Below are 26,235 nucleotides of genomic sequence, written 5' to 3'. Positions count from 1 at the left end.
TGACGGCCCGTCAGATCGGCGGCGGGTGCCGTGCCCACCGCCCAGGGGAGGAGCCTGCCGATGGACGCCGCCTTCACCGCGGAGCAGGACGAGATCCGCCGCACCCTGCGCGAACTCATCGCCAAACGCTGCGGCCCCGACGAGGTCAAGGCCGCCGTGCGCACCACCGCGGGATACGACCCCGCGCTCTGGCAGACCCTGGCGGGACAGCTGGGCCTGCCGGGGCTCGCGCTTCCCGACGAGTACGGCGGGGTCGGCTGCACCGTGACAGAACTCGCCCTGGCCTGCGAGGAGTTGGGTCGCGCCCTGGCGCCGGGCCCACTGCTCGCGAGCAGCGCCCTGGCCACCCCGCTGATCCTGCGCCTCGGCACCGACGAACAGCGCCGCGCCCTGCTTCCGCCGCTGGCCGCCGGTGAGCTCACCGCCGCACTCGCCGTGCCCGGCACGGCCCTCGCCACCGCCCTCGGCCTGGCGGGCGACATCGCGGGGGACTGGGCGGGCGGCGGGCGCGCGGGAGGGGTGCAGGCCAAGTGCGACGAGGAGGGCTGGCGGCTGTACGGGCAGGCCGAGCAGGTGCTCGACGGGCACAGCGCCGGACTGTTCGTGGTCGCCGCGCACACCGGCGGCTTCGCCCGCTCCCGCACTCTGCTCTTCGTCGTACGCGCGGACGCCGCCGGAGTCGCGGCGGTACGCCAGACCTCCCTCGACGAGACCCGCCCCCAGGCCCGGATCGAACTGCGCGACGCACCGGCCGAGTTGCTGGGGGCCGATGACTTCCAGGCCGTCACCGATGCCCTCGCCACCACCGGTGACGCGGCGGCCGCCGTGCTCGCGGCGGAGGCGGTGGGCGCGGCCGACGCGGCCCTCGCGAAGACCGTCGAATACGTCAAGCAGCGGGAACAGTTCGGCCGCGCCATCGGCTCCTTCCAGGCGGTCAAGCACCGCCTCGCGGATGTGTACGTGGCCGTGCAGGCCGCGCGCTCGGCGGCCTACTACGCGGCGTGGGCGGCCGCCGCCGGCACGGAGCGGGCCGGCGCGCTCGCCCTCGCCCAGGCACTGGAGGCGTTGCGTACCGCCGCAGCGGAGGCCGTCCAGCTGCACGGCGGGATCGGTTTCACCTGGGAGCACGACGCGCATCTGTACTTCAAGCGGGCGGCGGGCGACGAGCTGCTCTTCGGCCCCGTGCACCGGCTGCGGGCACACGCGGCGGACGGCGCGGGACTGTTCGTACGCGAGGAAGTGGCCGTCTGATGCCCCCGGGACTGCGCATGGTGCAGAAGGTCTCGTCGACCCGTGCCTTCGCGAAGGTCGCCCCGCACTTCATTCCCGCGATGGACCGTGTGGTGCACCGGCTGACGCGCGGCAAGGTGCTGCTCAGCGCGCAGATGCTGCCCGGGGTGGTCCTCACGGCTCGCGGCGCGAAGAGCGGTCTGCCCCGGCGTACGCCGCTGGCGTGCATGCCGGAGCCCGACTCCGGCACCTGGGTCCTGATCGGCTCCAACTTCGGCCGTCCCGGTCACCCGGCGTGGACGGCGAATCTGCTGGCTCATCCCGAGGTGGAGATCAGCTGGAAGGGTTCGGACATTCCGGTCCGTGCCCGGCTGCTCAAGGGCCCGGAACGGGACGCCGCCTGGGAGGCGGCCCTCAAGTTCTGGCCGCCGTACGCGAGTTATCAAGCCCGGGTGGACCGGCAGATCCGGCTGTTCCGCCTGGAACGCCGGGCGGGCTGACGAATCAGCCCGTCCGGCGCTTGAGGACATCTTTGAGGCCGTCCGCAGGACTTCGGGAAGGGGCGGGGGAAAATGCCGCAGGCGGCGGATCGCTCAGCGCGGTCCGCCGCCTGCATGACAGGACGGTTCGGGCAAGGATTCCCTCGCCGCTACTTCGTCGGCTTCTTGCCGGTGATGCCCAGGTGCACCAACAGCGCCAGATTCGGCTTGAGTTCAGCCTGCTTCACGCCCCACGTCTGGAACCCCTTCTGATGCGACGCCACCGCGGCCAGCATCGCGACCAGGGAGCCCGCCATCGCCGCGGCGTTGACGTCCTTGTCGACCTTCCCCTTGGACTGCAGGTCCTTGACCGTGTCCGTAAGGGAGTTGGTCACGGAGTTCAGGATCTTCATGCGGATCTTGTAGAAGCGCTTGTCGCCCTCGGCCGCGCCCAGATCGACCACGCGCAGGATCGCGTCGTTCTTGCGCCAGAAATCGAGGAAGCCGTCGACCAGTTCCTGCGCGGCAAGCCAGCCGGACTTGCCGACCCAGGAGCGCTCGGCGAGGACATCCGTCAACCCGGCGCCCTCCGTGGCCATTTGCTCGGCGATCTCGAGGACGGCGCCCTCGACGTCGGGGAAGTACTGATAGAAGGTCGCGGGCGAAGTGCCCGCTTTCCGGGCCACGTCGATGACCTTGACGTCGCGGTAGGGCGAAGAACTGAGCATCTCACTGAGGCAGTCGAGCAACTTCTGACGCGTCGCCTGACCGCGCCGTCCGGCAACGCGGCCGTCGACGGTACGTACCTGTCCTGTCATGCCGTCAGCTTACCGAGGGGTGATCGGAGCGCGATTCGGCCGACTGCAAATGGGGCGGGTGGGCCCGGAGGCGGCAGTTGTTGCGCAGTACCCGACCCGGGGCGGCCGATCTGCGCCACGGAATCCGGACAACCTCGTAATTGATCACGCGTTCGATTCGTTTTCCTGCGCGGAACGTGCCACGCCATTACGTTGAGTCCATGGCTGACACAGCGGCTGCCGGACCCGCACAGGGCGGATACGCGCACGGCGTCCCCTGCTGGGTGGACGCGCTGCTCCCCGATGTGGAAGCGGGCAAGCGCTTCTACGGCGGGCTCTTCGGCTGGACCTTCGACGAGGGCGCGGGCCCCGAGTTCGGCCGTTACGCCCAGGCGTACAGCGAGGGCAGGGCCGTCGCGGCGCTCGCCCCCAAGCAGGACGGCCGGATGCCCACGGTGTGGAACGTGTACTTCGCCACCCCGGACGCCTACGCCCTCGCGAAGAAGATCAAGGACGCGGGCGGACAGCTGGTCACCGACCCGGTGCCCGTCGGTCACTTCGGCACCATGGCGCTCGCCGCCGACCCCGAGGGCGCCGTCTTCGGCCTCTGGCAGGCGGGCACCCAGTCCGGCTTCGAGAAGAAGGGCGCCCCGGACTCCTTCTGCTGGACCGAGGTCTACTCCCGCGACAAGGACCTCGTGGACCCCTTCTACGAATCGGTCTTCGGGTACGCGGGCAGCGACCTGGCGGACGCGGGCGTCGACTTCCGCACCTGGTCGCCGGCCGGCACCGCGCCGGGCCCCGACACCGCGATCGGCGGCCGCTCCCTCGTCTCGGGCGCCTTCCCGGCCGAGATGCCGGCCCACTTCCTGGTGTACTTCAACGTCGCCGACTGTGACGCCGTGGCCGCCGCCGCCCAGCGCCTCGGCGGCCGCCTGCGTACGGAACCCTTCGACATTCCGTACGGAAGGATGGCCGTTCTGGTGGACAACCAGGGCGCCGTCTTCGCCGTACTCCAGGATCCGCCGCAGAACCCGCCCGAGGGCGCGGATCGGGAGGAAACCGCAGGTCAGTGATGGTCCGGGCGGTATCGGCCGGAACGTCGGCGGTCCGCTCCGGGCCGGGTGCAGGCTCCTTCCGCCGTGGGCTTTCACCCCGGTACGTCACCGCTTGAGCGAGACATCCCGATCCGCCCCCGGGTTCGCAACCGTCGCCCCGTCCAGGAAGAATCAGGGTGCGTGCCGCCGCCGCGGCTCCGTGGTGAGACGCTGACCAGAAGCGGTACGCACACTCGGTTTGTACGTACGCCGGCGAAGAGCGGCACGTACGCGGCACGTACGCGATACGTCGCGGTCTCGTACGGGGAGGTGGCAGGCAAGTGGTGGAGCAGCTGACGCAGCACGATCCGAGGCGGATCGGGCCGTTCGAGGTGCTTGGCCGGCTCGGTGCCGGCGGCATGGGGCTTGTCTATCTCGCACGCTCGGCCTCGGGCCGGCGGGTGGCGATCAAGACGGTCAGGACGGAGCTCGCCGAGGACCAGCTGTTCCGCGTCCGCTTCACGCGTGAGGTGGAGGCGGCCCGCGCCGTCTCCGGTTTCTACACCGCGGCCGTCGTCGACGCCGACCCCCGCGCGGCCGTGCCCTGGCTCGCCACCGCCTACGTACCGGCGCCGTCACTCGAAGAAATAGTGAACGAGTGCGGGCCGCTGCCGGCCCAGGCGGTGCGCTGGCTCGCGGCCGGAGTGGCCGAGGCGCTGCAGTCGATCCACGGCGCGGGCCTGGTCCACCGCGACCTGAAGCCGTCCAATGTCCTCGTCGTCGAGGACGGCCCGCGCGTGATCGACTTCGGGATCGCGTCGGGGGTCTCCAACACGCGTCTGACCATGACGAACGTCGCGGTCGGCACACCCGCGTACATGTCGCCGGAGCAGGCCAAGGACTCCCGCAGCGTCACCGGCGCCAGCGATGTCTTCTCGCTCGGCTCGACCCTTGTCTTCGCCGCCACCGGGCATGCGCCCTTCCACGGCGCCAACCCGGTCGAGACGGTCTTCATGCTGCTGCGCGAAGGCCCCGACCTGGAGGGCCTGCCCGACGAGCTGCGCCCGCTGATGCAGACCTGTATGCACATGGAGGCCGCGATGCGGCCGAGCCCCGCCGATCTGCAGGCGCAGCTCGCCCCGCATCTGTTCTCCTCCGGCTCCGACGACAGCGGTACCGCCTCGGCCTGGCTGCCGGAGCGTGCGGTCGCGCTGATCGAGAGCCGCAGGGGCGGCCGCCCGCCCGTCAAGCCGTCCGGTTCCGGTACGGGACGCAGCGGCGGCAAGGGGGCCGCACAACCCCCTTCGCACGCCGCACCGCCGCTCCTGCCCCAGGCGCCCGCCCGGCCCCCGGCCTCCGTCGGCCCCGCCACCGGTGCCCCGCGGATGTCACCGGGGCCCGCCCTTTCCCAGGACGGCGGCTGGGCAGCGGACCTGCAGGGCGGCCTGCGGATGGGAGCGGGCCCGGCGTCCGACCCCGCCCGGCCCGACTCGGGGCCCGTGCGGCTGCCCGGCGCCCCGGTGCCGATCGGGCCGGGGCCGCGGGTCGCCGAGGCCCGCGCGATGGCCGAGCAGACGGCGGTGCCCGACGGGCTCAACGAGTCCTGGGTACGCGATTCACCGGGCGCCGTGATGTCCGGCGCCGCGGGCTCCGGGCACGCCAACGGGGTGCTTCCGCCCAAGCCGCCCGAGGTGCCGCCGATGGCGCAGCCGCCCGGTGACGCGCCCTGGCGGCCCTGGCGGTTCCGGATGTCCAACGACGTGTGGGGCACCCCGCATGTCGCGGGCGACCGTGTCTACGTCACGTCCTTCGAGGTGCACGCCCTCGATGTGGCCAGCGGGCGGCGGCAGTTCAAGACCCGCGACGTGGCCTGGTCGATGGCGGTCAAGGACGGCCGTATCCACGCCTCCGACGGCCCCACGCTCTACGCCCTGGACAGCGCGGACGGCTCCGACCTGTGGCGCCGGCAGACCGATGCCTGGGTGTACGCGCTCAGGGCGGACCGCGGCACGGTCGTCACCGCGAGCCGTGGCGGCGGCGTCCAGGCCATGGAGGCCGCCAACGGCGAGAAGCTGTGGGAGATCACCGGCGCCCAGACCGACTTCGAGACGCCCGAGGCCGGTCCCGTCATCCAGGACGGCACGGTGTACGTGTGGCAGGACGCCCGGCTTCGCGCCCTCGAGGCCCGCACCGGCGCCGAGCGCTGGTCGTACCCCATCGGTGACGCGGCGTCCTGCGGCGGTGTGCCGATCCGGGTCACGCCCGCTGACGACGGCTATGTCTATGTGGCCGCGGGGACAAGGGTGTTGGCCCTCGACATCGCCTCCGGCCAGGTCCGCTGGCACTTCGAGGCGCCGGCCGTCTTCCTGTCCCCGCCGGCCTTCGCGCCGGGGCCCGCGGTGACCGGCGGCGGTGTGTACCTCGCCGACTACCTCGGCACGGTCTACGCCCTCGACGCCGCGGACGGCCGCGACCGCTGGCGGATCGCGACGGAGTCCCGGTCCTCGATCGAACCGGTCCTGGTCACGGGCGGCCATGTCCACGTGGGCAGCGGCAACGGCCTCTACACCCTGGACGCGGTCACCGGCACGCCCAAGTGGCGCTTCCAGGCGGGCGGCGAGGTCGTCGGCTCCCCGGTCGCCGCGGAGGGCCGTATCCACTTCGGCTCCGCCGACCACTGCCTCTACACACTCGACGCGGTCGGCGGCCAGCTCCGCTGGAAACTCGCCACCGGCGGCGAGATCACGGGGTCGCCCGTGGCGCAGGGCGGAGTGGTGTACGCCTGCAGCAAGGACCGCTGCGTGTACGCGCTCGACGCGGTGAAGGGAACGGGCTCGTCCCGGTAGGTCTCCGGCGCGCTTGAGCCGTGCCTGGTCACGCCCCCTGCGGGAGGGCTCGGTCATGCGCCTGCGGCGGGCTCTTTCCCCACCCCGCCCCTTCCCGAAAGTCCTGCGGACGGCCGCAAAGATGTCCTCAAGCGCCGGACGGGCTGATAAATCAGCCCGTCCGGCGCTTGAGGACTTTCGGGAAGGGGCGGGGTGGGGAAATCTCAATGCTGCTGCGGTGGGCGCTGCCACGCGGGCGGGGCCGCCTCGGAGGACGGGGCGTCCGGAGGTGACGGCATGCCGTCCAAGGTGGGGACCGAAGGGTCCTCGTAGGGCTCGGGCTCACGCTCCGGAGCCCGGGGCCGCCGCGCCCGCCCCGCCATCAGCAACGCAGCCAGCAACAGAACCGCCCCGCCTACAAACGCATTGCCCGCCCCGACATCAAGCCCGTTCCCGTCGCCGTCCACCGTCATGGACCCCTCGGCCTGGCCCACGCGCACCATCCACAGCACGGTGAAGCCGAGCACGATCACTCCGGCCAGAGCGATGAGGAGCCGCGAGCGCAGCACGACGCCGATCAGCGTCACCAGGGCCGCGAACGCGAACGGCAGGAACAGCGAGCCGAACAGCTGCGCCCCGGCGTCGGTGACACCGGCGCCCGAGAACAGTTCGTCGATGCGGTAGTCACGCCCGTGACGGCCGTCGTACCAGGCACGGAAGGGGCTCCAGACGGCGGCCGTCGCTCCGGCGAGAGCGAGGATCGAGCCGATCACGTTACGCACGGTGCGCATCATCGGTTGACCTCCAAGCCACAAAGGGGGCTCTCGATCAAGACGCTACGCCCGGTAGGCGGACGGCGCCACGCGGCGACGGACGGCCCCCGGTGACCCCGCATAAAGGCAGGGTAAAGCCGTCGCCGGCCGCTGCTAGGGTGTCGTGTGCCCGTCAAGGACGGGGCGACGTACGCGTGCGTGCACACGCATGCCCACGCGCGCACAAGCACACGTACAGGCACACGCACACACCACGGGGGAACAGCAGTGAAGCTTCGTCATGCCCGCGCAATAGCCGTCTTCGGTATCGCCATCGTGGCCCTGACCGGCGCCCGCGGCTCTTCCGGCGGTGGTTGCGACAACAGCTCCGGCAGCAGCGGCGGAAGCAGCAGCAGCGGCTCCACCTCGGGCGGCCAGGACGACGTCGGCAAGGACGACACCTCGGGCGGTATCTCCGGCGGTGACTCCGGCTCCAGCACCGGTGGCAGCAGCAGCGGCACCAGCATCGGCGGCGTCGGCGGTGGCGGCAAGAACAAGGCGATCCGCGATCTGAAGATCGAGTCCTGCGAGTACACCGACACGTACGGCATCCGCGCCATCGTCCGCGCCACCAACAACTCGGACCAGACGTACGACTACCAGTACAAGGTCACCTTCACCGGCCCCGACGGCCAGGTCCTGCGCACCGCCAACACCTCGCTCCCCTTCGTCACCGCGGGCAGCAGTGACACCCAGAGCTCCACGGCGCAGTACGTCGCCGAGCCCGGCGAGGACCTCACCAAGATCACCTGCAAGCTGCACGACGTCGTCCGCACCGCGGGCTGAGGGGACGGGTCATGAAGCTGCGCCATGTGCGTGCCGTGGCCGTGGCCGCGGTGGTCGTCGTCGCCCTGACCGGCGCCCGCCGCGGCGGCAGCGGTGGTGGCTGTGACGACCACGACAGCTCGAGTTCGAGCAGCTCGTCGGGCGGCTCCTACACCTCCGGCGGTTCGAGCGACTACGACAACGACGACGACTACGAGGTGTCCACCGGCGGCAGTTCGACCGGCACCCCGACCGGCGGTCCCACCACACCGGCCGAGCAGGACGTCCGGATCACGGACTGTGTGATCGACTCCCTGAGCAGCACCGAGGGCAAGATCACCTGGAAGTACACCGTCACCAACGGCGACTCCACGGGTTCCGCCTCCTACAGCGGCACCCTCGTATTCAAGGACTCCGCCGGAGCGATGGTCGGCAGCGCCATGCTCGACGCCGACGACGTGGCCGCGGGGCAGTCCTACGACGGCACGGTCGACGACTCGGTCTTCCACAGCGACATGGCGTCCCTGCAGGGCCGCTGCGAGGTCAACACCGTCACCAAGATCCCGTCCCTGTAAGACGATTGGCCCCCGGCCTCGGGCCCCGGGCTCGGCCCCCGGCTCCGGGCTCGGCCCCGGGCTCGGCCCTCCGGCCTCCGGCCTCCGGGCTGCGGGCTCCGGTCCGCGGCCTCCGGCCCTCGGGCTCCGGGATCTGGCCTCCGGCCTCCGGGCTGTGGCATCCGGCCTCCGGCCCCCGGCCTCCGGGCTGTGGGATCCGGTCCCCGGCCCTCGGCCTCCGGCCCACGGTCTCCGGGCTGTGGGATCCGGTCCCCGGCCCTCGGCCTCCGGCCCACGGGCTCCGGGGCTTCCGGCTCCGGGATCCAGGCCCCGGCCTCCGGCCTCCGGCCTCCGGCCCTCGGGCTCCGGGATCTGGCCTCCGGCCCCCGGGCTGTGGCATCCGGCCTCCGGCCCCCGGCCTCCGGGCTGTGGGATCCGGCCCCCGGCCCTCGGCCTCCGGCCCACGGGCTCAGGGGCTTCCGGCTCCGGGATCCAGGCCCCGGCCTCCGGGCTCCGGCCCCCCGGCCTCCGGGCTGTGGGATCCGGCCCCCGGCCCCCGGCCTCCGGCCCCCGGGCTCCGGCCCCCGGCCTCCGGGATCCAGACCCCGGCCCCCGGCCTCCGGGATCCAGACCCCGGCCCCGGCCCCGGCCCCCGGGCCCCCAGGCCCCGCCCCCGGGTTCAGCGGAGGCGGAAGCCGTCGTCGCGGGTGCCGAAGAGGCCCGCCTGTCGCTCCGGCGGCAGATTGCCGAGCGCGATGAGGTGCGGTGCGTGCGTGAGAGCCTGCGCGCGCGCCGCCTCCTTCGCGGCCCACACCGCCCGCACGGTGCCCTCGACGGCGCCGCCCGGATAGCCGGCGATGGTCCGCGCGCACTCCACCGCGGCCGCGAGCGCCCCGCCGTCCGCGGTCACTTCACTGACGAGCCCGGTCTCGTACGCCCGCCGCGCGGAGACCCGCTCGGCCGTCCCCATCAGGGACATCCGCGCCACCTCCCCGAACGGCATGCGCTGGGCCATGTAGATCGCCTCGTACGCGGAGACCATGCCGTAGGTCGTATGCGGATCGAAGAAGGTGGCGCTCTCGGCCGCCACGACGAACTCCGCCTCGCCGATCAGATAGAACGCGCCGCCGCAGGCCATCCCGTTGACGGCGGCGATCACCGGCTTCCACAGGTCGTTGGCCTTGGGGCCGATGGCCACGAGCGGATCGTCGATCGAGTACGGCGACGAGGGCTGCGGCACCCGCACGCCCCGGTCGATCCCGGTGCAGAACGCCTTGTCGCCCGCGCCCGTGACGACGATCGCGCGCACGGTGTCGTCGAAGCGGAACTGCCGCCAGGTATCGGTGAGTCGGGCCGCCGTGTCGAGGTCGATGGCATTGTGCTTGGCGGGCCGGTCGAGGGTGACGACGGCGACGCCGGACTCCTTGTCGGTCTCGACGCGAAGGCCGCCGCCCCCGCCCCCTGACCGCCCGGATTCCGCCGTACTCACGGCCGCTCCAGGACCCACTGGGGCAGCACCACACCACCGGGCTGCTCGGCGAAGACCACCTGCACCCGGGCCCCGATCCGGATCCGGGACGGGTCGACCGAGTTCAGCGCCGCCCCCGCCTCGCTCACCAGATTCCCCACGAGCCGGATCCGCGGCGCGTCCGCGAGTTCGACGACGATCGCGTTGTACGGGGCCATCTCCTGGTAGGCGGGGAGCAGCGGCGGATGGGGCAGGACGTACGACCAGATCCGTCCCTTGCCGCTCATCCGGCGCCACTCGCTGCCGAAGGACTGGCAGTGCGGGCAGCAGGGCCGTGGCGGGAAGCGCAGCTCGCCGCAGTCGGCGCAGGCCTGGATGCGCAGCTCGCCCTTGGCGGTGTAGGCCCAGAAGGGCGCGCCGTCCTCGTCGACGACCGGGGTGAGCAGTTCGCTGGTCAGCTTGGTCACCGATACTCAACTCCTCAGCAGTGCAGCCGAAGTGGGAACTCCCTCGCCCGCCGTGACCAGGCAGGTCGTGGCGTCGGGCACCTGTGCCGTGCTGGTGCCGCGCAGCTGCTTCACACCCTCGTTGATGAGGTTGAAGCCATGGACGTAGGCCTCGCTGAGGCCGCCGCCACCGGTGTTCAGGGGCAGCCGTCCGCCGATTTCGAGTGCGCCGCCCTCGGTGAAGGCGCCGCCCTCCCCGCGGCCGCAGAAGCCGTATCCCTCCAGGGACAGCGGGATGAGCGGGGTGAACGCGTCGTAGATCTGGGCGACATCGACGTCGTCGGGGCCGAAGTCGGCCTGTTTCCACAGGTGCCGGGCGGCGGTCCAGGCAGGTCCGGTGAGCGGGTCGTCGTTCCAGTAGTTGACCATGCCGTGGTGCTGGGACGGCAGGCCCTGCGCGACGGAGTGGACGTACACGGGCTTCTGCCGGCAGTCGCGGGCCCGCTCGGCGCTCACGATCACACAGGCCAACGCCCCGTCCGTCTCAAGGCAGTTGTCGAAGAGGCACAGGGGCTCGCTGATCCAGCGGGCCGTCATATACATCTCGCGGGTGAGCGGCCGCTCGTACATCATCGCGGCCGGATTCTGGTTGGCCCGGTTGCGGCAGGCGAGGGCCACGTTGAACAGATGGTCCCGGGTGGCGCCGTACTCGTGCATATAGCGGCGGGCCAGCATGCCGATCTCGTCGGCGGGCCGCAGCAGCCCGAAGGGCCGGGTCCACTGGGCGGGGGTGGGGAGCTGAACGGCGGTGTTCTTCCACGGCCTTGGCCCGCTGCCCCGTTTGCGGGAGCGCCAGGCGACCCCGACGCTCGCCTGTCCGGTGGCGACGGCGGCGGCGAGATGTGCGATCGTCGCGCACGAACCCCCGCCTCCGAAACCGGCCTTGGAGAAGAAGGTGACATCACCGGCGCCGATGGTCTTGGCGACCTCGACCTCGTCCGTCTCCTCCATCGTGTACGAGGCGAAGGCATCGACCTCCGACGGTTCGATGCCCGCGTCGTCGAGTGCGGCGACGATGGCCCGTGCGGCCAAGGTCTTCTCCGGCTCGGGGAGTTGCTTGGCGAACGGGGTCTGGCCTATGCCGACTATCGCCGTGGCGTCCTTGAGTCCTGCCTGCGCCATCGTCACCTCCGCGCCGCAAGGGCGGTCCGCGCGGTCGATCCGACGATCCGCGAGGGGCGCCCGGCACCATGCGGAGGGATCAACTCGGCTGCATCACTGCTGACAGCGGGGAAGGCTACAGCTAATCTGACGGATAGTCAGCTACTGCGGTGGGAGGGCTTGCGATGCGCGGTGACCTTGAGTGGGGCAGCATCCCGGAACTGGTGCGCTCGGCGGCACACCGGTACGCGGAGCGGGAGGCGGTGGTCGAGGGCCGTACCCGGATCTCGTACGCCGAACTCGGCGACCGGGTGGAACGGGCGGCCGCGGCCTGTATGGCGAGCGGCGTCGAACCCGGCGACCGCGTCGCCGTCTGGGCGCCCAACACCCTTGACTGGATCGTCTCCGCACTCGGCGCGGTGACGGCAGGCGCCGTCCTCGTCCCCCTCAACACCCGCTTCAAGGGCACCGAGGCGGCCTACGTCCTGGCCCGCTCCCGCGCGAAGCTGCTGTTCGTGACGGGCACCTTCCTCGGTACGTCCTATGTCGCCTCGCTGCGCCGCGCGACCGCGGAGGGCACGGGCGGCGGCCCGCTTCCGGCCCTTGCGCACCTGGAGCAGGTGGTGGTCCTCGCCGACGACGCCCCGGAGAACTTCCGTACCTGGAAGGACTTCCTGGCGAGCGGTGACGGAGTGGACGCGGCGGCGGTGCGGGACCGCGCGGCCTCGGTGGAAGCCTCCTCCCCCTCGGACATCATCTTCACGTCCGGGACGACGGGCCGGCCCAAGGGCGCCGTGATCAGCCACGCCCAGACCCTGCGCTGTTACGACGTGTGGAGCGAGCTGGCGGGTCTGCGGGAGGGGGACCGCTATCTGATCGTGAACCCCTTCTTCCACACCTTCGGCTACAAGGCGGGCATCATCGCGTGCCTGATGCGCGGGGCGACGATGGTGCCGCAGCCGGTGTTCAACGTCGACACCGTCCTCGCGAACATCGCGGCGGAGCGCATCTCCGTCCTTCCCGGACCCCCGACCCTGCACCAGTCCCTCCTGGACCATCCGGCCCGCGACAAACACGACTTGAGCGCGCTGCGCCTGGTGGTGACCGGCGCGGCGGTGGTCCCGCTGCAACTGGTGGAGCGCCTGCGCTCGGAGCTGCGGATCGCCACCGTCCTCACGGCGTACGGCCTTTCGGAGGCGAGCGGCATCGTCACGATGTGCCGCAGGGGCGACCCGGCGGAGGTCATCTCGGCGACGTCGGGGCGCGCCATCCCCGACACGGAGGTACGGGTCGTCTCGGCGGCCGGCGCCGAACTGCCGCCGGGGGAGCCGGGCGAGGTCCTGGTGCGCGGCCACAACGTGATGCGGGGCTACTTCGAGGACCCGCAGGAGACCAAGAAGGCGATCACGCCGGAGGGCTGGCTGCGCACGGGTGACGTGGGCGTGCTGGACGCCGCGGGAAATCTGCGTATCACCGACCGGATCAAGGACATGTTCATCGTCGGCGGCTTCAACGCGTACCCGGCGGAGATAGAGCAACTCCTCGGCCTGCACCCGGACGTGGCGGACGTGGCGGTCATCGGCATCCCCGACGCACGCCTCGGGGAGGTCGGCAAGGCGTATGTGATCCGCCGCCCGGGGGCGGTGGCCACGGCCGACGACCTGATCGCCTGGTCACGGCGCGAGATGGCCAACTACAAGGTGCCGAGGGAAGTGGAGTTCGTGTCCGAGCTGCCGCGGAACGCGAGCGGCAAGGTGGTCAAGGGAGAACTCCGCACCCACGCCACACACTGAGACGCCCCTACGTGCCCCTACGTGCCCCTACGCGCCCCTACTCGCCCCGCTCGCTGAGGCTGCGCTCCACGCAGAACTCGTTGCCCTCCGGGTCGGCGAGGGTCTGCCAGCCGCGTCCGTCCGGCACCCGGTGGTCGGCGACGAGGGTCGCGCCGAGCGCGAGCAGCCGCTCGACCTCTTCGTCCCGGGTACGGTCCTGCGGCTGCAGGTCGACATGCACCCGGTTCTTGACGGTCTTGCCGTCCGGCACGGTCACGAACAGCAGCGTCATCCCCTCGGCCTCTACCAGCGCCTCGGGATCCCCCGGAAAGTCCTCGTCGGAAAGCTTCCCGCCCAGCACTTGAGCCCAGAACGTGCCCTGGGCGTAGGCGTCTTGGCAGTCGAAGGTGAGATGGCGCACGAGTGAGGTCATGCGGCGATCCTGCGGGACGGGCCGACGGCTGTCCACGGATTTCTTCCACCGGTCGAGGGCCCGAGGTCGGTGGCTCGGGCCCTCCTACTCACACGGGAGGGTCAGGCTTGCTGGACGGGCTGGGGCGGTGCGGGGAGGTGGTGGTCGCTCAGCGGGGTGACCGCGCCGGTGGGCTGCTGTGCGGCGACGGCCGGTGCCGCCGCCGCACCCGCTGCCGCCAAGGCCACGGCGATCGTGACGAGGATCTTCTTCGAGTGCGTCATGCCAACTCCCTTGAATCGGGGGATATTTCCGGACAGCTATGAAGTATCTGAGTGGAGCGGAATTATCCGTCTAGAAGTGAAGTATCTGCACGGAGAGGGTTATTGCCCTCAGAAGAAAGGTTTCCCTGGATCGATCACGTAAATGCGGTCGGACATACGTCGGCCGCGGCGGCTCCCCCTCCGCGCCGCCGCGGCCGATCCCCCGTCTGGATATGAGGCTTAGACGCCGTCCTTGGGCGGGGCGGGCGCGTGGTGATCGCCCATGGTGGTGATGCCCTCGATCGGCGGGGCGGGCGCGTGGTGGTCGCCCATGGTGGTGACCTTGCTCTTCTTGGGCGGCGCGGGCGCGTGGTGATCGCCCTGGGTGCCCATGTCCTCGGCGGCCGGTGCGACCGGGGCGTGATGGTCTTGCGGCTTGTAGATCGGGTCCTTCTTGTTCTCGCTCATGTTCTGACCCCCTGGTTTGTCGGCGAAAGCGGAACTATATGACCCCCGCCCGGCGACTCCCCCGAGGACCGCCGGACAGGGGTTACTAAGGACGCTCACCTGGCGGGTGAGGTTCCGAGGATCCGCCTGCCCCCCGACGCGACGGATCGACATAACAGAGCATGCCGGGTGGGCATAAACAATTGATGAACGCCCTAGAAGGCCTGGTCAGGCGGCGGTGACGGGCGAAAGGAGATCGCGCACCTCATCGGCCTCGCCGGCGCCGAACTGCTCGTGCAGGAGCAGGGCTTCGCGCCAGCAGGCACGTGCGCGGTCGGATTGACCCAGATTGTCCAGGGCCTTGCCGAGGGTCGTGAGAATGTGTGCCCTGATCCGGTCCCCGCCGATGCAGCCCATCGCCAGGGCCTGTTCGGCGTGCTGGGCCGCGCGTGTCGGATGTCCCGCCTGCAGATGGGCCTGCGCGATCCGGAAGTGGGCCGAGCCCTCCCAGAGCCGCTGCCGGTTGGTCCCGAAGCTCTCCAGGGCGCCACCGAGCTGTTCCAGGGACTCTGTGTGCCGGCCTGCCTGGGTGAGCGCGACTCCCAGGGCGTACTTGGCGTTGGCCAGGCGCAGGGCGTGCCCGACCTCTTCGTAGATCCTGATGCCCTTCTTGGCCAGGACGATGGCCTGCTCGACCCGTCCCATGGAGAGGTGAAGGCGGGAGAGGTTGCAGAGGGCCGCAGCCTCACCGGGCCGGTTCCCGTCCGTGCGGGAGCCTTCCGTGGCCCGGAGCAGATGGGCCTCCGCGTCCGCGTGCCGCTCCTGAATCAGGGCGATGATGCCCCGGTCGTTCGACGCCCAGTAGATGGGTGCGGGGTCGTCCATGCCGTACGCGAGGTCGGCGGCGCGGCTGGCCTCGTCGTCCGCTTCGTCGTAACGGCCCGCCACGAGGTGGACGTTGGTCAGGCAGGTGCGGGCGCGGCCCTCGGTGCGAGGGTCGTCGGCGCTCTGTGCGGCGGCGAGTGCGGCCCGGGCCACGGCTTCGTACTGCTTGGAGTTCGCGCCGGACTCGGCCAGGTCCTGACCCGCCCACAGCAGGTCCACGGCGGTGCGCAGCCCGCTTGCGGGGACGGCCTGCAGCGCACACGCCAGCAGGCAGTTCGCCTCCGTGTAGAGCCAGTCGAGCGCCTCCTGCCGGTCCTGGAAGTCCAGGCCCTTGTAGCCGGTCGGCTCCAGGTGGTCGACCAGGCGGTCGCCGGGGCGCTCGATGGCGAAGACCTTCGACGCCGACGAGAGATAGAAGTCGAGGAGCCGCGAGAGGGCCGCGTCGCGCTCGCTGGGCGGCTGTTCGTCGCGCTCGGCGCACGCGCGGGCGTAGAGGCGTACGAGGTCGTGGTAGCGGTAGCGGCCGGGGGCCGCGGACTCCAGGAGGGAGGTGTCGACGAGCGTTTCGAGGAGGTCCTCGGTCTCGTCGGGGCGCAGGTCGAGGACCGCGGCGGCCGCGGCCAGCGAGATGTCCGGGCCGTCGGCGAGGCCGAGGAGGCGGAACGCGCGGGCCTGCGCGGGCTCCAGCTGGCCGTAGCCCAGTTCGAAGGTGGCCTTCACGGCCAGGTCGCCCGCCTGGAGTTCATCGAGGCGGCGGCGCTCGTCGGCGAGCTTCGCGGCGAGTACCGAGACCGTCCAGGTGCGGCGGGCCGCGAGCCGGGAGGCCGCGATCCGGATCGCGAGCGGCAGGAAGCCGCAGGCCGCCACGACGTCAAGGGCCGCCTCGCGCTCCGAGGCCACCCGCTCCTCGCCGACGATGCGGGTGAAGAGCTGCAGCGCCTCCTCCGGTGACATCACGTCCAGGTCGACCAGGTGCGCGCCCGCCAGGTCCACCATGCGCATCCGCGAGGTGACCAGGGCGGCGCAGCCCTCCGTGCCGGGCAGCAGCGGCCGCACCTGGGCCGCGTCCCGGGCGTTGTCGAGCAGGACCAGGATGCGGCGGCTGTCGAGGAGTGAGCGGTAGAGGGCCGCCCGCTCCTCCAGCGTGTCCGGGATGGCCGAATCCGCGGTGCCCAGGGCGCGCAGGAAGGCGCCGAGCACGGTCTCGGGTTCCGCGGCCCGCGCGCCCGCGCCCTGCAGGTCGACATACAGCTGGCCGTCGGGGAAGTGGGTGCGCGCCGCGTGCGCCACATGCACCGCGAGGGTCGTCTTGCCCACGCCGCCGATACCGGCCAGGGCGGACACGGCCATGACGCGGCCCTCGGCGGAGGACAGGACGTCGCTCAGTTCCCGTACGAAAGAGACACGGCCGGTGAAGTCGGGCACCGTGGCCGGGAGTTGCGCCGGCCGCACCGTCGACGACGAGGGCTCGGCACCGGCCGCGGCGGGCTCGGCGAGGCCCGGGTCGGCCTGCAGGATGCGCTGCTGGAGTTCGGCGAGCCCGGGGCGCGGGTCGACACCGAGCTCGTCGGCGAGCAGCCGGCGCGTGTCCGCGTACACCGCGAGTGCCTCGGCCTGCCGCCCCGAGCGGTACAGGGCCAGCATCAGCAGCTCCCGCAGCCGCTCGCGCAGCGGGTGGGCGGCCGTGAGGGCGGTGAGCTCGGAGACCGCCTCGGCGTGGCAGCCCTGCTCCAGGTCCATGTCGAGACGGGTCTCCAGGAGCTGGAGCCGCCACTCCTCCAGGCGCACGCGCTGGGTGTCGGCATAGGGGCCGGGGACATTGGCGAGGGGCTCGCCGTCCCACAGGCTCAGCGCCTTGTTGATCAGTGCGCGGGCCTGGCACAGGTCACCGCTGCCGCGGGCCTTCTCCGCGTCCCCCCACAGTTCCTCGGCGAGCGCCAGGTCGAGGGCGCCGCCCGCGGCGGGAAGCCGGATCGCGTAGCCGCCGGACTCGCTGGCCAGGACCCCGGGGTCCAGGGCCTTGCGCAGCCGCGACGCATAGGTCCGCACCGCGGCCAGGGCCTGCGACGGGGGCTCCTCGCCCCAGATCGCGTCGATCAGCTCCGAAGCGGTCGCCGTGCGGCCCTCGCGCATCAGGAGGGCGGCGAGGAGGGCGCGCTGCTGCGGCGAGCCGGTGGTCAGAGGTTCGGCTCCCCGCCAGGCGCGTACCGGTCCGAGCACGCTGAAGCGCAACGGCTGCCCCTCCGGGCGCCGCTGCTCGGGTACTCGCGGTACACCGTCCATCGTTGTCCCCCTGGCGAACCTGCCGGACGTACTTGAACGCTGGAACTCGGTCGGACCGCGGGGAGGAGCTGCCGAACTCCGGCGTCCCCGGTCCGCTTAGTGGAATTTCCCCCGCCAGTCTGCCTTGTCAAGGGCCGTTGCGTCAGCTGCGGGAGACACCTCTCACAGGGTCCACGCAACGAAAGGCCCGTCTCGCCTCGGCCGATGGTCGGTCTTCGGCCAACCGCGGGCCGAAGTGCGACGGGGGTACGAGTCGCCGTACGCGCCCCGGTTCCGGTGCAGGTACCGGCCGCCAAAGAGCTGACGGTTCGTCAGATCGGCGCTACCGTGGTGCGTATGGAGACCTTCCCGAAGATCATCTCGGTGGACGACCACACGGTGGAACCCCCACACGTCTGGCAGGACCGGCTCCCGTCGAAGTACCGCGACATCGGCCCCAGGATCGTGCGTGCGCCCCTGAAGGAAATGTCCTTCATGGGCGGCAAGTTCGCGCCGGTCATGGGGCAGAAGGGCGACGACGGACCGATAGGCGACTGGTGGATTTACGAAGATCTGCACCGCCCGCTCACCCGCCTGGACACCGCCGTCGGCTACGACAGGGACGAGATCAAACTCGAAGTCATCACCTACGAGCAGATGCGCCCGGGATCGTTCTCCGTTCCCGAGCGGCTCGCGGACATGGACGTCAACCACGTTCAGTCCGCGGTCTGTTTTCCCACCTTTCCGCGCTTTTGCGGTCAGACGTTCACCGAGGCGAAGGACCATGAACTCGGTCTCCTCGGCGTACGCGCCTACAACGACTGGATGGTGGAGGAGTGGTGCGGGCCGCAGGCGCAGGGGCGTCTGATTCCGCTCACTCTCATTCCCCTGTGGGACGCCCGCCTTGCGGCGGAGGAAGTACGCCGCAATGCCGCACGTGGCGTACGCGCGGTGGCGTTCTCGGAGATACCGCCTCATCTGGGGCTGCCCTCCATCCACACCGACGAGTGGGACCCGTTCCTCCAGGCGTGCGACGAGACCGGCACCGTCATCGCGATGCACATCGGCTCGTCCTCGAAGATGCCCTCGACATCGGCGGACGCCCCGCCCGCCGTGGGCTCCACCATCACCTTCGCCAACTGCTGCTTCTCGATGGTCGACTGGCTGATGAGCGGCAAGTTCGAGCGCTTCCCGAACCTCCGGATCATGTACGCGGAGGGCCAGATCGGCTGGATCCCGTACATCCTGGAACGCGCCGACGTGGTCTGGGAGGAGAACCGCGCCTGGGGCGGCGTCGCCGACAAGGTGACCCGGCCGCCGTCCGAGCTCTTCGCCGAGCATGTCTACGGCTGCTTCTTCGACGACGCGTTCGGCCTGCAGAACCTCGACGCCATCGGCGTACCGAATGTCCTCTACGAGACGGACTATCCGCACTCCGACTCGACCTGGCCGAAATCGCGTGAGGTCGGCGAGGAGCAGATGGGGCATCTGGCGCCGGATGTGGTGGAGCGGCTGGTGCGCGGCAATGCGATTTCGCTGCTCGGTCTGACGGAAAACGGTTTGTGGGGCCCGTCGGCCCCCTAGCCCCGGCCCATGGGGGCTGCGCCCCGGGCTGACCCCATATCGCCCTCCGGGCTCGTCCTCAAACGCCGGACGGGCTGAATTGCTGAGCGCAGGCCGGGGCTGATTTGCCGAGCGTCGGCCGGGCTGAATCATCAAGCGCCGGAGGGGCTGATCTATCAGCCCCTCCGGCGCTTGAGATGGGGGTCCCCCCCCTGCTCGAGCGAAGCCGAGAGCTTGGGGGAGGGGTCTGGGGCGCTGTGACATTAGCGGCTCCGCCGCGGGCCCGGTTACGGGAAGGGGCGGGACCGGGGAAGAAAACGGGGAAGAAAACACCGTGCCGCACAACCCTTGTCTGACGAGTCGTCAGCAACCACGATGGGCCCCGACAACCAGACATGACGGTCCGTCAGATAAGGGGCCCGGGCCATGGCGCAAGCATTCCCGCAAGGACACCTCGCCTACGGCATACAACTGCCGATCCAGTCCCAGAGCACCATGTACGCCGAACCCTGGGAGGCCGACGCCGGCCCCGGCGACCTCGCCGAGATTGCCCGCACCGCAGACCGCTCCGGCTTCGCCTACATCGCCTGCTGCGACCACGTCGCGATCCCGCGCCGCCTCGCCGGGCCGATGAGCACCATCTGGTACGACCCCGTCGCGACCCTCTCCTTCCTCGCCGGCATCACCGAGAACGTACGGCTGCTCAGCCATGTCGCCATCGTCGGCCTGCGCCATCCGCTCGCCACGGCGAAGCAGTACGCCACGCTCGACCACCTCAGCGGCGGCCGGCTGATCCTGGGCGTCGGGGCCGGCCACGTGCAGGAGGAGTTCGACGCGCTCGGGGCGGACTTCGCGGGCCGCGGCAAGGTTCTCGACGAGACCGTGGACGCGCTGCGGGCCGCGCTCGGCCCGGAGGAGTACCCCGAACACCACGGTGAGCGCTACCAGTTCAGCGGCCTCGGGCAGCGGCCGAGGCCCGCGCAGGAGCGGGTGCCGATCTGGGTGGGCGGCTCGTCGGTGCCCGCCGTACGCAGGGCCGCGACCCGGGGCGACGGCTGGCTGCCGCAGGGCGACCGGCGCGACCAACTGCCCGCACAGATAGAGAAGTTGAAACGGCTTCGCGAGGAAGCCGGGAACAGTGATCCGGTGACCGTCGGGACCATCGCCGAGCCGCTGTACGTGGGCGAGCCCGACTGGGAGGTCGGCCGCTGGACGCTGTCCGGGAAGCCGGAGGCGCTCGCCGAGTCGCTGCGCGAGTACACGGCGATGGGCGTGCAGCAGATCCAGGTGCGCTTCCGCAGCCGCTCCCGAAGTGAACTCGTGGACCAGATGGCGGCGTTCGGGGCCGAGGTGGCTCCGCACCTCAACGGCTGAGCGCTCCGCGGGAGTCCGGTATGGCACCTGCGGGTGCGTCGTGGCTGGTCGCGCGCAGTTCCCCGCGCCCCTTTGGGGCACGGCGAACCGCAACGGACTTCCCTCGAGCCGCTTAGGTGACTCCGCACCTCAACGACTAGGAGATTCCCATGGGCAAGCTGGACGGGCGCGTCGTCATCATCACGGGTGCGGCGCGCGGACAGGGCGAGCAGGAGGCGCGGCTCTTCGCCGACGAGGGTGCGCGGGTGGTGCTCGCGGACGTACTCGACGAGCAGGGTGAGGCCGTCGCCAAGGAGATCGGCGAGGACCGGGCCCGCTATGTGCATCTCGATGTGAGCAGCGAGGACGGCTGGACCGCGGCCGTCGCCGCCGCGAAGGACGCCTTCGGCAAGATCGACGGCCTGGTCAACAACGCGGGAATCCTCAGGTTCAACTCGCTCGTCGACACACCGCTCGAGGAGTTCATGCAGGTGGTGCAGGTGAACCAGGTGGGCTGCTTCCTCGGGATACGTGCCGTGGCGCCGGCCATCGCGGACGCGGGCGGCGGGACGATCGTGAACACGGCCTCGTACACGGCCCTTACGGGCATGGCGGCCGTGGGCACCTACGCCGCGACCAAGCACGCGATCCTCGGGCTCACCCGTGTCGCCGCGATGGAGCTGGCGCACAACAAGATCCGGGTCAACGCGGTGTGCCCGGGTGCCATCGACACCGCCATGTCGAACCCCTCGCAGCTCGACCCGACCGCGGACCCCGAGGAGACCTCGGCGGCCCTGGACGAGCTGTACCGCAAGCTGGTTCCGCTGGGCCGGGTCGGGCGGCCCAAGGAGGTGGCCGACCTGGCGCTCTTCCTGACGGCCGACGACTCCTCGTACATCACGGGGCAGCCGTTCGTCATCGACGGCGGCTGGCTGGCCGGGGTCAGCGTCATCTGAGGCGCCATCCGAAGCGTATCTGACGAGCCGTCAGGTATTGACGGCTCCCGTGCGCGGTGGAACAGTCGACCGCATCGAGATCTGACGATGCGTCAGAAAACTAGGGACGGTGAACCTCCTTGGAATTCGGGCTCTTTGTACAGGGATACGTCGGAAAGCGGGCCGAGACCGATCCGCTCGCCGAGCACAAGGCGCTGATGGAGGAGACCGAGTACGTCATCCAGGCGGACAAGTCGGGGTTCAAGTACGCCTGGGCCTCCGAGCACCACTTCCTGGAGGAGTACTCCCACCTCTCGGCCAACGATGTCTTCCTCGGCTACCTCGCGCACGCCACCGAGCGGATCCATCTCGGCTCCGGCATCTTCAACCCGCTCGCCCAGGTCAACCACCCGGTGAAGGTCGCCGAGAAGGTCGCCATGCTCGACCATCTCTCCGAGGGACGGCATGAGTTCGGCTCCGGGCGCGGCGCCGGCTCCCACGAGATCCTCGGCTTCATACCCGGCGTCACGGATATGAACTACACCAAGGAGATCTGGGAAGAGACCATCGCCGAGTTCCCCAAGATGTGGCTCCAGGACGAGTACGTGGGGTTCCAGGGGAAGCACTGGTCGCTGCCACCGCGCAAGATCCTGCCCAAGCCGTACGGCAAGTCCCACCCCGCGATGTGGTACGCCGCCGGGTCGCCGCCGTCGTACGCCATGGCCGCCCGCAAGGGCCTCGGCGTGCTCGGCTTCAGCGTTCAGAAGGTCTCCGACATGGAGTGGGTCCTGGAGCAGTACAAGGGCGCCATCAAGGACGCCGAGCCCATCGGTGACTACGTCAACGACAACGTCATGGTGACGTCCACGGCGATCTGCGCGCCCACGCACAAGGAGGCCGTGCGGATCGCGGCCCAGGGCGGACTGCACTATCTGCAGTCGCTCGTCTTCCGCTACCACGACACGTTCCCGCGGCCCGAGGGCTTTCCCGTGTGGCCGGAGACACTGCCGGAGTTCAACGAGGAGATCATCGAACTCCTCATCGCCGAGGAGCTGTTGATCTGCGGCGATCCGGACGAGGTCCTGATGCAGTGCAAGCGGTGGGAGCAGGCGGGGGCGGATCAGCTGTCGTTCGGGCTGCCGATCGGGATCTCCAAGGAGGAGACGCTGCAGACGATCCGGCTCGTCGGGGAGCATGTGATCCCGAAGATCGATACGGATCCGGTGCACCGGACGACCCGGTTCCGTCAGTCGGCGTAGGCCGTCGGCCTCCGGCGGCCTCGTCGTTCTCGGCGTTCTCGTCGCCCTCGTCGTCCTCCGGCGGTTCTCACCCCCAGCGCGGGGCCGTGGACATCCCGGACCGCGACCCCGTGACTGTCCCGGCCCGAGGCCCCCGCGGCGGCCTCGGCCGGGACAGCGTCACGCCTACACGTACACGTACCGCACCAGAAGGGGAGCTCCATGCTCGACCACCTCATCAAGGGCGCGACCGTAGTCGATGGAACCGGTGCCCCCGGCCGCGTCGCGGACGTCGGCATCCGCGGCGGCCGTATCGCCGTGATCGCCGAACCCGGCACCGTGACCGAGGAGTCAAGGAGCTCCGAGGACGCCACCGGCAAGGTGCTCGCGCCCGGCTTCGTCGACCCGCACACCCACTACGACGCCCAGCTGTTCTGGGACCCCTACGCCACCCCGTCCCTCAACCACGGCGTCACCACCGTCGCCGGCGGCAACTGCGGCTTCACGCTCGCGCCCCTCAACCCCGCGCGCCCCGGCGACGCCGACTACACGCGCCGCATGATGTCCAAGGTCGAGGGCATGTCCCTGGTCGCCCTTGAAGAGGGCGCGCCCTGGAACTGGTCGGGGTTCGGCGAGTATCTGAACGCCCTCGACGGCCGGATAGCCGTCAACGCCGGTTTCATGGTGGGGCATTGCGCCCTGCGCCGGTACGTCATGGGCGAGGACGCCGTCGGCGGTCAGCCCACCCCCGAGCAGATGGACGAGATGCTCGCCCTCTTCCACCGGGCCATGGAGGAAGGCGCCTGGGGCCTGTCCACCACCCAGTCCTCCACGCATTCCGACGGCGACGGGAAGCCGGTCGCCTCCCGGCATGCCGGGCCGGAAGAACTGCTCGCCCTGTCCAGGGCGGTCGCCGAGCACGAGGGCACCCAGCTGGAGGCGATCGTCGCCGGCTGTCTCGACCAGTTCAGCGACGACGAGATCGAACTGTTCGTGGAGATGAGCGCCGCGGCCGGGCGCCCGCTGAACTGGAACGTCCTCACCATCGACGCCGCCGTCCCCGAGCGCGTGCCCCGGCAGCTGCTGCCAAGTGAGCGCGCCCGCAAGGCCGGTGGCCGGATCGTGGCCCTCACGATGCCGATCCTCACCCCCATGAACATGTCCCTCGGCACCTTCTGCGCGCTGAATCTGATTCCCGGCTGGGGCGACATCCTCGGCCTGCCCGTGCCCGAGCGGATCGCGAAGCTGCGCGACCCCGACGTACGCGCCGAGATGCTCAAGCGGGCCGACAGCAAGGAGGCGGGCGTCTTCCGGCGGCTCACCGACTTCGGGCGGTACGTCATCGGCGACACGTACAGCAAGGAGAACGAAGGGCTGACGGGGCGGGTCGTGAACGACATCGCGGCCGAGCGCGGCCAGGACCCCTTCCAGTGCCTGGTGGAGATCTGCGCCAACGACGAGCTGCGCACGGTCCTGTGGCCCATGCCGACGGACAACGACCCCGCGTCCTGGGAGCTGCGCAAGCAGGCCTGGGAGCACGAGGACGTGATGCTCGGCGGCTCCGACGCGGGCGCGCATCTGGACCGGATGTGCGGGGCCCCGTACACCACCCGCTTCATCGGGGACTGTCTGCGCGGCCGCAGGCTGACCAGCCTGGAGAACGCGGTGAAGATGCTCACCGACGACCCGGCCCGGCTCTTCGGCCTGATCGACCGCGGCCGGATCGCCGAGGGATACCACGCCGACCTCGTCCTCTTCGACCCGGAGAAGATCGACGCCGGCAAGGCGACCCTCGTGCACGATCTGCCGGGCGACAGCCCGCGCCTCGACTCCAAGGCGATCGGCGTCAACGCGGTGTGGGTCAACGGCGTCGAGGCCATCCGCGAGGACGTGGTCAGCGGGGCCGTCCCCGGCAAGGTGCTGCGCTCGGGCCAGGACACCAGGACGGTGAGCACCAAGTGAGCCGAGCCTCTGAATCCCAACTCCCCTCCCCGCAGCGGCTGTTCATCGACGGCGAGTGGACCGATCCGGACGACGGTCACTACGAGGTCCTGAACCCGGCCACCGAAGAGGTCGTCGGGCTCGCCCCCGAGGCCTCGCCGGATCAGGTGCGCGCGGCGGCCGCAGCGGCGCGTGCGGCCTTCGACGGCTGGTCGCGTACGACGCCCGAGGAGCGGGCGCGGATCCTCGACAAGGCCGCGGACATCATGCAGCGGGACGCGGGACAGGCCGCCGCGCTCGCCCAGGCCGAGACCGGCGCCACCCCGGGCATCGCCCGCGGGATGCAGGTCGCGGTGGGGGTCGCGCGGTTCAAGCGGTACGCCAGGGGCGCCCTGGAACCCGTCGAGAACGCGCTGCCCCCGCAGATCACCGAGGCGGGGCCGATGGGCAAGGCGGGCGTGCTCGGTGCGCTCGCCGTCCGGCAGCCCGTGGGCGTCGTCACCTGCATCACGTCGTACAACAACCCCTGGGCGAACCCCGCGGGCAAGGTGGCGCCCGCCCTGGCCATGGGCAACACGGTGCTCGTGAAGCCCGCCCCGCAGGACCCGCTCTCCGTGTACCGGATGGCGGCGGCCCTGGAGGAGGCGGGCGTACCGCGCGGCGTGGTCAACGTGGTCTCGGGCACCTCGGTCGGCGTGGGCGAGGCGGCCGTGGACTCCCCGGACGTCGACATGGTCAGCTTCACGGGGTCCACGGCGGTCGGGCAGCGCATCGGGGAGGTGTGCGGCCGCACGATGAAGCGGCAGCTCATGGAGCTGGGCGGCAAGGGGGCGGCGGTCGTCTTCGACGACTTGGACGATGAGGGCCTTGCCTCCGCGGTCATGGGCATCGGCACGACGTACGCCTTCTACAGCGGCCAGATCTGCACGGCCCCCACCCGGGTCCTCGCCCAGCGCGGTATCTACGAACAGCTCCTGGAGAAGCTCACGGCCTACCTCGGCCATATGACGGTCGGCGACCCGGCCGAGAAGGGCACGGTGGTCGGCCCGGTGATCTCGGCGGCGCACCGGGACCGGGTGGAGTCGTATGTGGAGCTCGGCCGCAAGGAGGGCGCGCGGGTGGTCGTGGGCGGCGACCGTCCCGAGGGCCTGGACAAGGGCTTCTATGTCGCCCCCGCCCTGCTCGCCGACTGCACGAACGACATGCGGGTGGCGCGCGAGGAGATCTTCGGCCCGGTGGTCGTGGTGATCCCCTTCGACGAGGAGGAAGAGGGCGTACGCCTCGCCAACGACAGCGACTACGGCCTGATCGACTACGTGTGGTCGGGGGATGTCGCCCGCGCCTTCCGTATCGCCCGCAGGCTGCGCGCGGGCGGCGTCGGCGTGAACACCATCGGCCGCAACATGGAGGCGCCCTTCGGCGGCTTCAAGCAGAGCGGTGTGGGCCGGGACGTGGGTTCGTACGCCCTGCACGCGTACAGCGAGCTGCAGTCGATCGTCTGGCCGGGCTGAGCGCGTACGGGAAAATTTTGAATCTGGACAAAAGGGGCGTTGCTGCGGTTCCCGCATACCGGAAGACCAGGCTTGCGCC

22 protein-coding genes are annotated in these 26,235 nt (G+C 70.8%); 13 read left to right on the top strand and 9 right to left on the bottom strand.

Features of this window, described 5'->3' with window-relative positions:
- The first annotated feature begins 60 nt into the window (after window positions 1–60).
- Both ACFQVC_RS18845 and ACFQVC_RS18840 read left to right on the top strand, forming a co-directional pair.
- On the top strand, window positions 61–1,251 hold the full coding sequence (locus tag ACFQVC_RS18845; protein WP_381831621.1) for an acyl-CoA dehydrogenase family protein: 1,191 nt from the start codon (window positions 61–63) through the stop codon (window positions 1,249–1,251).
- Entirely contained in the window at window positions 1,251–1,730 is a 480-nt protein-coding gene (locus ACFQVC_RS18840; protein WP_381831620.1) for a nitroreductase family deazaflavin-dependent oxidoreductase, read from the top strand. The genes ACFQVC_RS18845 and ACFQVC_RS18840 overlap by 1 nt, the downstream gene beginning before the upstream one ends.
- Before the next feature lie 149 nt (window positions 1,731–1,879).
- Here ACFQVC_RS18840 and ACFQVC_RS18835 read toward each other — a convergent pair whose 3' ends face one another.
- Window positions 1,880–2,527 (bottom strand): TetR family transcriptional regulator, encoded by a 648-nt coding sequence (locus ACFQVC_RS18835; protein WP_381831619.1) that lies wholly within the window; start codon window positions 2,525–2,527, stop codon window positions 1,880–1,882.
- Between the two features lie 200 nt (window positions 2,528–2,727).
- Here ACFQVC_RS18835 and kbpA point away from each other — a divergent pair, with 200 nt between their 5' ends.
- Both kbpA and afsK read left to right on the top strand, forming a co-directional pair.
- On the top strand, window positions 2,728–3,582 hold the full coding sequence (gene kbpA / locus ACFQVC_RS18830; protein WP_381831618.1) for an AfsK-binding protein KbpA: 855 nt from the start codon (window positions 2,728–2,730) through the stop codon (window positions 3,580–3,582).
- A gap of 302 nt (window positions 3,583–3,884) precedes the next feature.
- Window positions 3,885–6,389: a protein serine/threonine kinase AfsK gene (gene afsK / locus ACFQVC_RS18825; protein WP_381831617.1), complete on the top strand. Its 2,505-nt coding sequence runs from the start codon at window positions 3,885–3,887 to the stop codon at window positions 6,387–6,389.
- A 203-nt stretch (window positions 6,390–6,592) separates the two neighbouring features.
- On the opposite strand, the gene ACFQVC_RS18820 is transcribed toward afsK, so the two are convergent.
- Window positions 6,593–7,162, bottom strand: coding sequence for a hypothetical protein (locus tag ACFQVC_RS18820; protein ID WP_381831616.1), 570 nt, complete (start codon window positions 7,160–7,162; stop codon window positions 6,593–6,595).
- 246 nt (window positions 7,163–7,408) lie between these two features.
- On the opposite strand from ACFQVC_RS18820, the gene ACFQVC_RS18815 reads away from it, so the two are divergent.
- Both ACFQVC_RS18815 and ACFQVC_RS18810 read left to right on the top strand, forming a co-directional pair.
- Window positions 7,409–7,966 carry a hypothetical protein gene (locus tag ACFQVC_RS18815; RefSeq protein WP_381831615.1) on the top strand — a complete coding sequence of 186 codons (558 nt, stop codon included), beginning with the start codon at window positions 7,409–7,411 and terminating at the stop codon, window positions 7,964–7,966.
- A gap of 11 nt (window positions 7,967–7,977) precedes the next feature.
- Entirely contained in the window at window positions 7,978–8,520 is a 543-nt protein-coding gene (locus ACFQVC_RS18810) for a hypothetical protein (RefSeq protein WP_381831614.1), read from the top strand.
- A gap of 658 nt (window positions 8,521–9,178) precedes the next feature.
- On the opposite strand, the gene ACFQVC_RS18805 is transcribed toward ACFQVC_RS18810, so the two are convergent.
- The 3 genes from ACFQVC_RS18805 to ACFQVC_RS18795 are packed head-to-tail and all read right to left on the bottom strand — an operon-like array spanning window position 9,179 to window position 11,595.
- The gene (locus ACFQVC_RS18805; protein WP_381831613.1) at window positions 9,179–9,988 is read right to left on the bottom strand and encodes an enoyl-CoA hydratase/isomerase family protein; all 810 of its coding nucleotides are present in this window, start codon (window positions 9,986–9,988) and stop codon (window positions 9,179–9,181) included.
- Window positions 9,985–10,413 (bottom strand): Zn-ribbon domain-containing OB-fold protein, encoded by a 429-nt coding sequence (locus ACFQVC_RS18800; protein ID WP_381831781.1) that lies wholly within the window; start codon window positions 10,411–10,413, stop codon window positions 9,985–9,987. Before ACFQVC_RS18800 ends, ACFQVC_RS18805 begins: the two co-directional genes overlap by 4 nt.
- 27 nt (window positions 10,414–10,440) lie before the next feature.
- A complete protein-coding gene (locus ACFQVC_RS18795) occupies window positions 10,441–11,595 on the bottom strand; it encodes a lipid-transfer protein (RefSeq protein WP_381831612.1) in 1,155 nt (384 codons plus the stop codon).
- 164 nt (window positions 11,596–11,759) lie between these two features.
- Between ACFQVC_RS18795 and ACFQVC_RS18790 the strand changes: the two genes are divergently transcribed.
- On the top strand, window positions 11,760–13,367 hold the full coding sequence (locus ACFQVC_RS18790) for a FadD3 family acyl-CoA ligase (RefSeq protein ID WP_381831611.1): 1,608 nt from the start codon (window positions 11,760–11,762) through the stop codon (window positions 13,365–13,367).
- 37 nt (window positions 13,368–13,404) lie between these two features.
- Here ACFQVC_RS18790 and ACFQVC_RS18785 read toward each other — a convergent pair whose 3' ends face one another.
- From ACFQVC_RS18785 to afsR, 4 genes are all read right to left on the bottom strand, one after another.
- Window positions 13,405–13,779 (bottom strand): VOC family protein, encoded by a 375-nt coding sequence (locus tag ACFQVC_RS18785; protein WP_381831610.1) that lies wholly within the window; start codon window positions 13,777–13,779, stop codon window positions 13,405–13,407.
- A gap of 101 nt (window positions 13,780–13,880) precedes the next feature.
- Window positions 13,881–14,042 (bottom strand): hypothetical protein, encoded by a 162-nt coding sequence (locus tag ACFQVC_RS18780; protein ID WP_381831609.1) that lies wholly within the window; start codon window positions 14,040–14,042, stop codon window positions 13,881–13,883.
- A 219-nt stretch (window positions 14,043–14,261) separates the two neighbouring features.
- A complete protein-coding gene (locus ACFQVC_RS18775; protein WP_381831608.1) occupies window positions 14,262–14,489 on the bottom strand; it encodes a hypothetical protein in 228 nt (75 codons plus the stop codon).
- Window positions 14,490–14,696: 207 nt separating this feature from the next.
- Window positions 14,697–17,636, bottom strand: coding sequence for an SARP-family global regulator AfsR (afsR, locus tag ACFQVC_RS18770; protein WP_381831607.1), 2,940 nt, complete (start codon window positions 17,634–17,636; stop codon window positions 14,697–14,699).
- Window positions 17,637–17,972: 336 nt separating this feature from the next.
- On the opposite strand from afsR, the gene ACFQVC_RS18765 reads away from it, so the two are divergent.
- The 6 genes from ACFQVC_RS18765 to ACFQVC_RS18740 all read left to right on the top strand — a co-directional run bounded on the left by ACFQVC_RS18765 (window position 17,973) and on the right by ACFQVC_RS18740 (window position 26,156).
- On the top strand, window positions 17,973–19,199 hold the full coding sequence (locus tag ACFQVC_RS18765; RefSeq protein WP_381831606.1) for an amidohydrolase family protein: 1,227 nt from the start codon (window positions 17,973–17,975) through the stop codon (window positions 19,197–19,199).
- Between the two features lie 405 nt (window positions 19,200–19,604).
- On the top strand, window positions 19,605–20,552 hold the full coding sequence (locus ACFQVC_RS18760; RefSeq protein ID WP_381831605.1) for an LLM class F420-dependent oxidoreductase: 948 nt from the start codon (window positions 19,605–19,607) through the stop codon (window positions 20,550–20,552).
- Between the two features lie 149 nt (window positions 20,553–20,701).
- Complete coding sequence (locus tag ACFQVC_RS18755; RefSeq protein WP_381831604.1) at window positions 20,702–21,487, top strand: SDR family NAD(P)-dependent oxidoreductase; 786 nt, start codon at window positions 20,702–20,704, stop codon at window positions 21,485–21,487.
- Between the two features lie 119 nt (window positions 21,488–21,606).
- A complete protein-coding gene (locus tag ACFQVC_RS18750; RefSeq protein WP_381831603.1) occupies window positions 21,607–22,725 on the top strand; it encodes an LLM class flavin-dependent oxidoreductase in 1,119 nt (372 codons plus the stop codon).
- Window positions 22,726–22,926: 201 nt separating this feature from the next.
- Window positions 22,927–24,666, top strand: a complete 1,740-nt coding sequence (locus ACFQVC_RS18745; protein WP_381831602.1) for an N-acyl-D-amino-acid deacylase family protein — start codon at window positions 22,927–22,929, stop codon at window positions 24,664–24,666.
- Complete coding sequence (locus ACFQVC_RS18740) at window positions 24,663–26,156, top strand: aldehyde dehydrogenase family protein (RefSeq protein ID WP_381831601.1); 1,494 nt, start codon at window positions 24,663–24,665, stop codon at window positions 26,154–26,156. Before ACFQVC_RS18745 ends, ACFQVC_RS18740 begins: the two co-directional genes overlap by 4 nt.
- Window positions 26,157–26,235: the final 79 nt, after the last annotated feature.

Source organism: Streptomyces monticola (assembly GCF_042665355.1).
GTDB lineage: Bacteria > Actinomycetota > Actinomycetes > Streptomycetales > Streptomycetaceae > Streptomyces > Streptomyces monticola.
Note: the sequence above shows the minus strand (reverse complement) of the source record. Positions and strands in the feature narration are given on the sequence as shown.

Excerpts from the sequence above, each read along its gene's own strand:
- ACFQVC_RS18845 (WP_381831621.1), top strand. The coding sequence starts at position 61 with ATGGACGCCGCCTTCACCGCGGAGCAGGACGAGATCCGCCGCACCCTG.
- ACFQVC_RS18840 (WP_381831620.1), top strand. The coding sequence starts at position 1,251 with ATGCCCCCGGGACTGCGCATGGTGCAGAAGGTCTCGTCGACCCGTGCC.
- ACFQVC_RS18835 (WP_381831619.1), bottom strand. The coding sequence starts at position 2,527 with ATGACAGGACAGGTACGTACCGTCGACGGCCGCGTTGCCGGACGGCGC.
- kbpA (WP_381831618.1), top strand. The coding sequence starts at position 2,728 with ATGGCTGACACAGCGGCTGCCGGACCCGCACAGGGCGGATACGCGCAC.
- ACFQVC_RS18820 (WP_381831616.1), bottom strand. The coding sequence starts at position 7,162 with ATGATGCGCACCGTGCGTAACGTGATCGGCTCGATCCTCGCTCTCGCC.
- ACFQVC_RS18810 (WP_381831614.1), top strand. The coding sequence starts at position 7,978 with ATGAAGCTGCGCCATGTGCGTGCCGTGGCCGTGGCCGCGGTGGTCGTC.
- ACFQVC_RS18795 (WP_381831612.1), bottom strand. The coding sequence starts at position 11,595 with ATGGCGCAGGCAGGACTCAAGGACGCCACGGCGATAGTCGGCATAGGC.
- ACFQVC_RS18790 (WP_381831611.1), top strand. The coding sequence starts at position 11,760 with ATGCGCGGTGACCTTGAGTGGGGCAGCATCCCGGAACTGGTGCGCTCG.
- ACFQVC_RS18785 (WP_381831610.1), bottom strand. The coding sequence starts at position 13,779 with ATGACCTCACTCGTGCGCCATCTCACCTTCGACTGCCAAGACGCCTAC.
- ACFQVC_RS18780 (WP_381831609.1), bottom strand. The coding sequence starts at position 14,042 with ATGACGCACTCGAAGAAGATCCTCGTCACGATCGCCGTGGCCTTGGCG.
- ACFQVC_RS18775 (WP_381831608.1), bottom strand. The coding sequence starts at position 14,489 with ATGAGCGAGAACAAGAAGGACCCGATCTACAAGCCGCAAGACCATCAC.
- afsR (WP_381831607.1), bottom strand. The coding sequence starts at position 17,636 with ATGGACGGTGTACCGCGAGTACCCGAGCAGCGGCGCCCGGAGGGGCAG.
- ACFQVC_RS18765 (WP_381831606.1), top strand. The coding sequence starts at position 17,973 with ATGGAGACCTTCCCGAAGATCATCTCGGTGGACGACCACACGGTGGAA.
- ACFQVC_RS18760 (WP_381831605.1), top strand. The coding sequence starts at position 19,605 with ATGGCGCAAGCATTCCCGCAAGGACACCTCGCCTACGGCATACAACTG.
- ACFQVC_RS18755 (WP_381831604.1), top strand. The coding sequence starts at position 20,702 with ATGGGCAAGCTGGACGGGCGCGTCGTCATCATCACGGGTGCGGCGCGC.
- ACFQVC_RS18745 (WP_381831602.1), top strand. The coding sequence starts at position 22,927 with ATGCTCGACCACCTCATCAAGGGCGCGACCGTAGTCGATGGAACCGGT.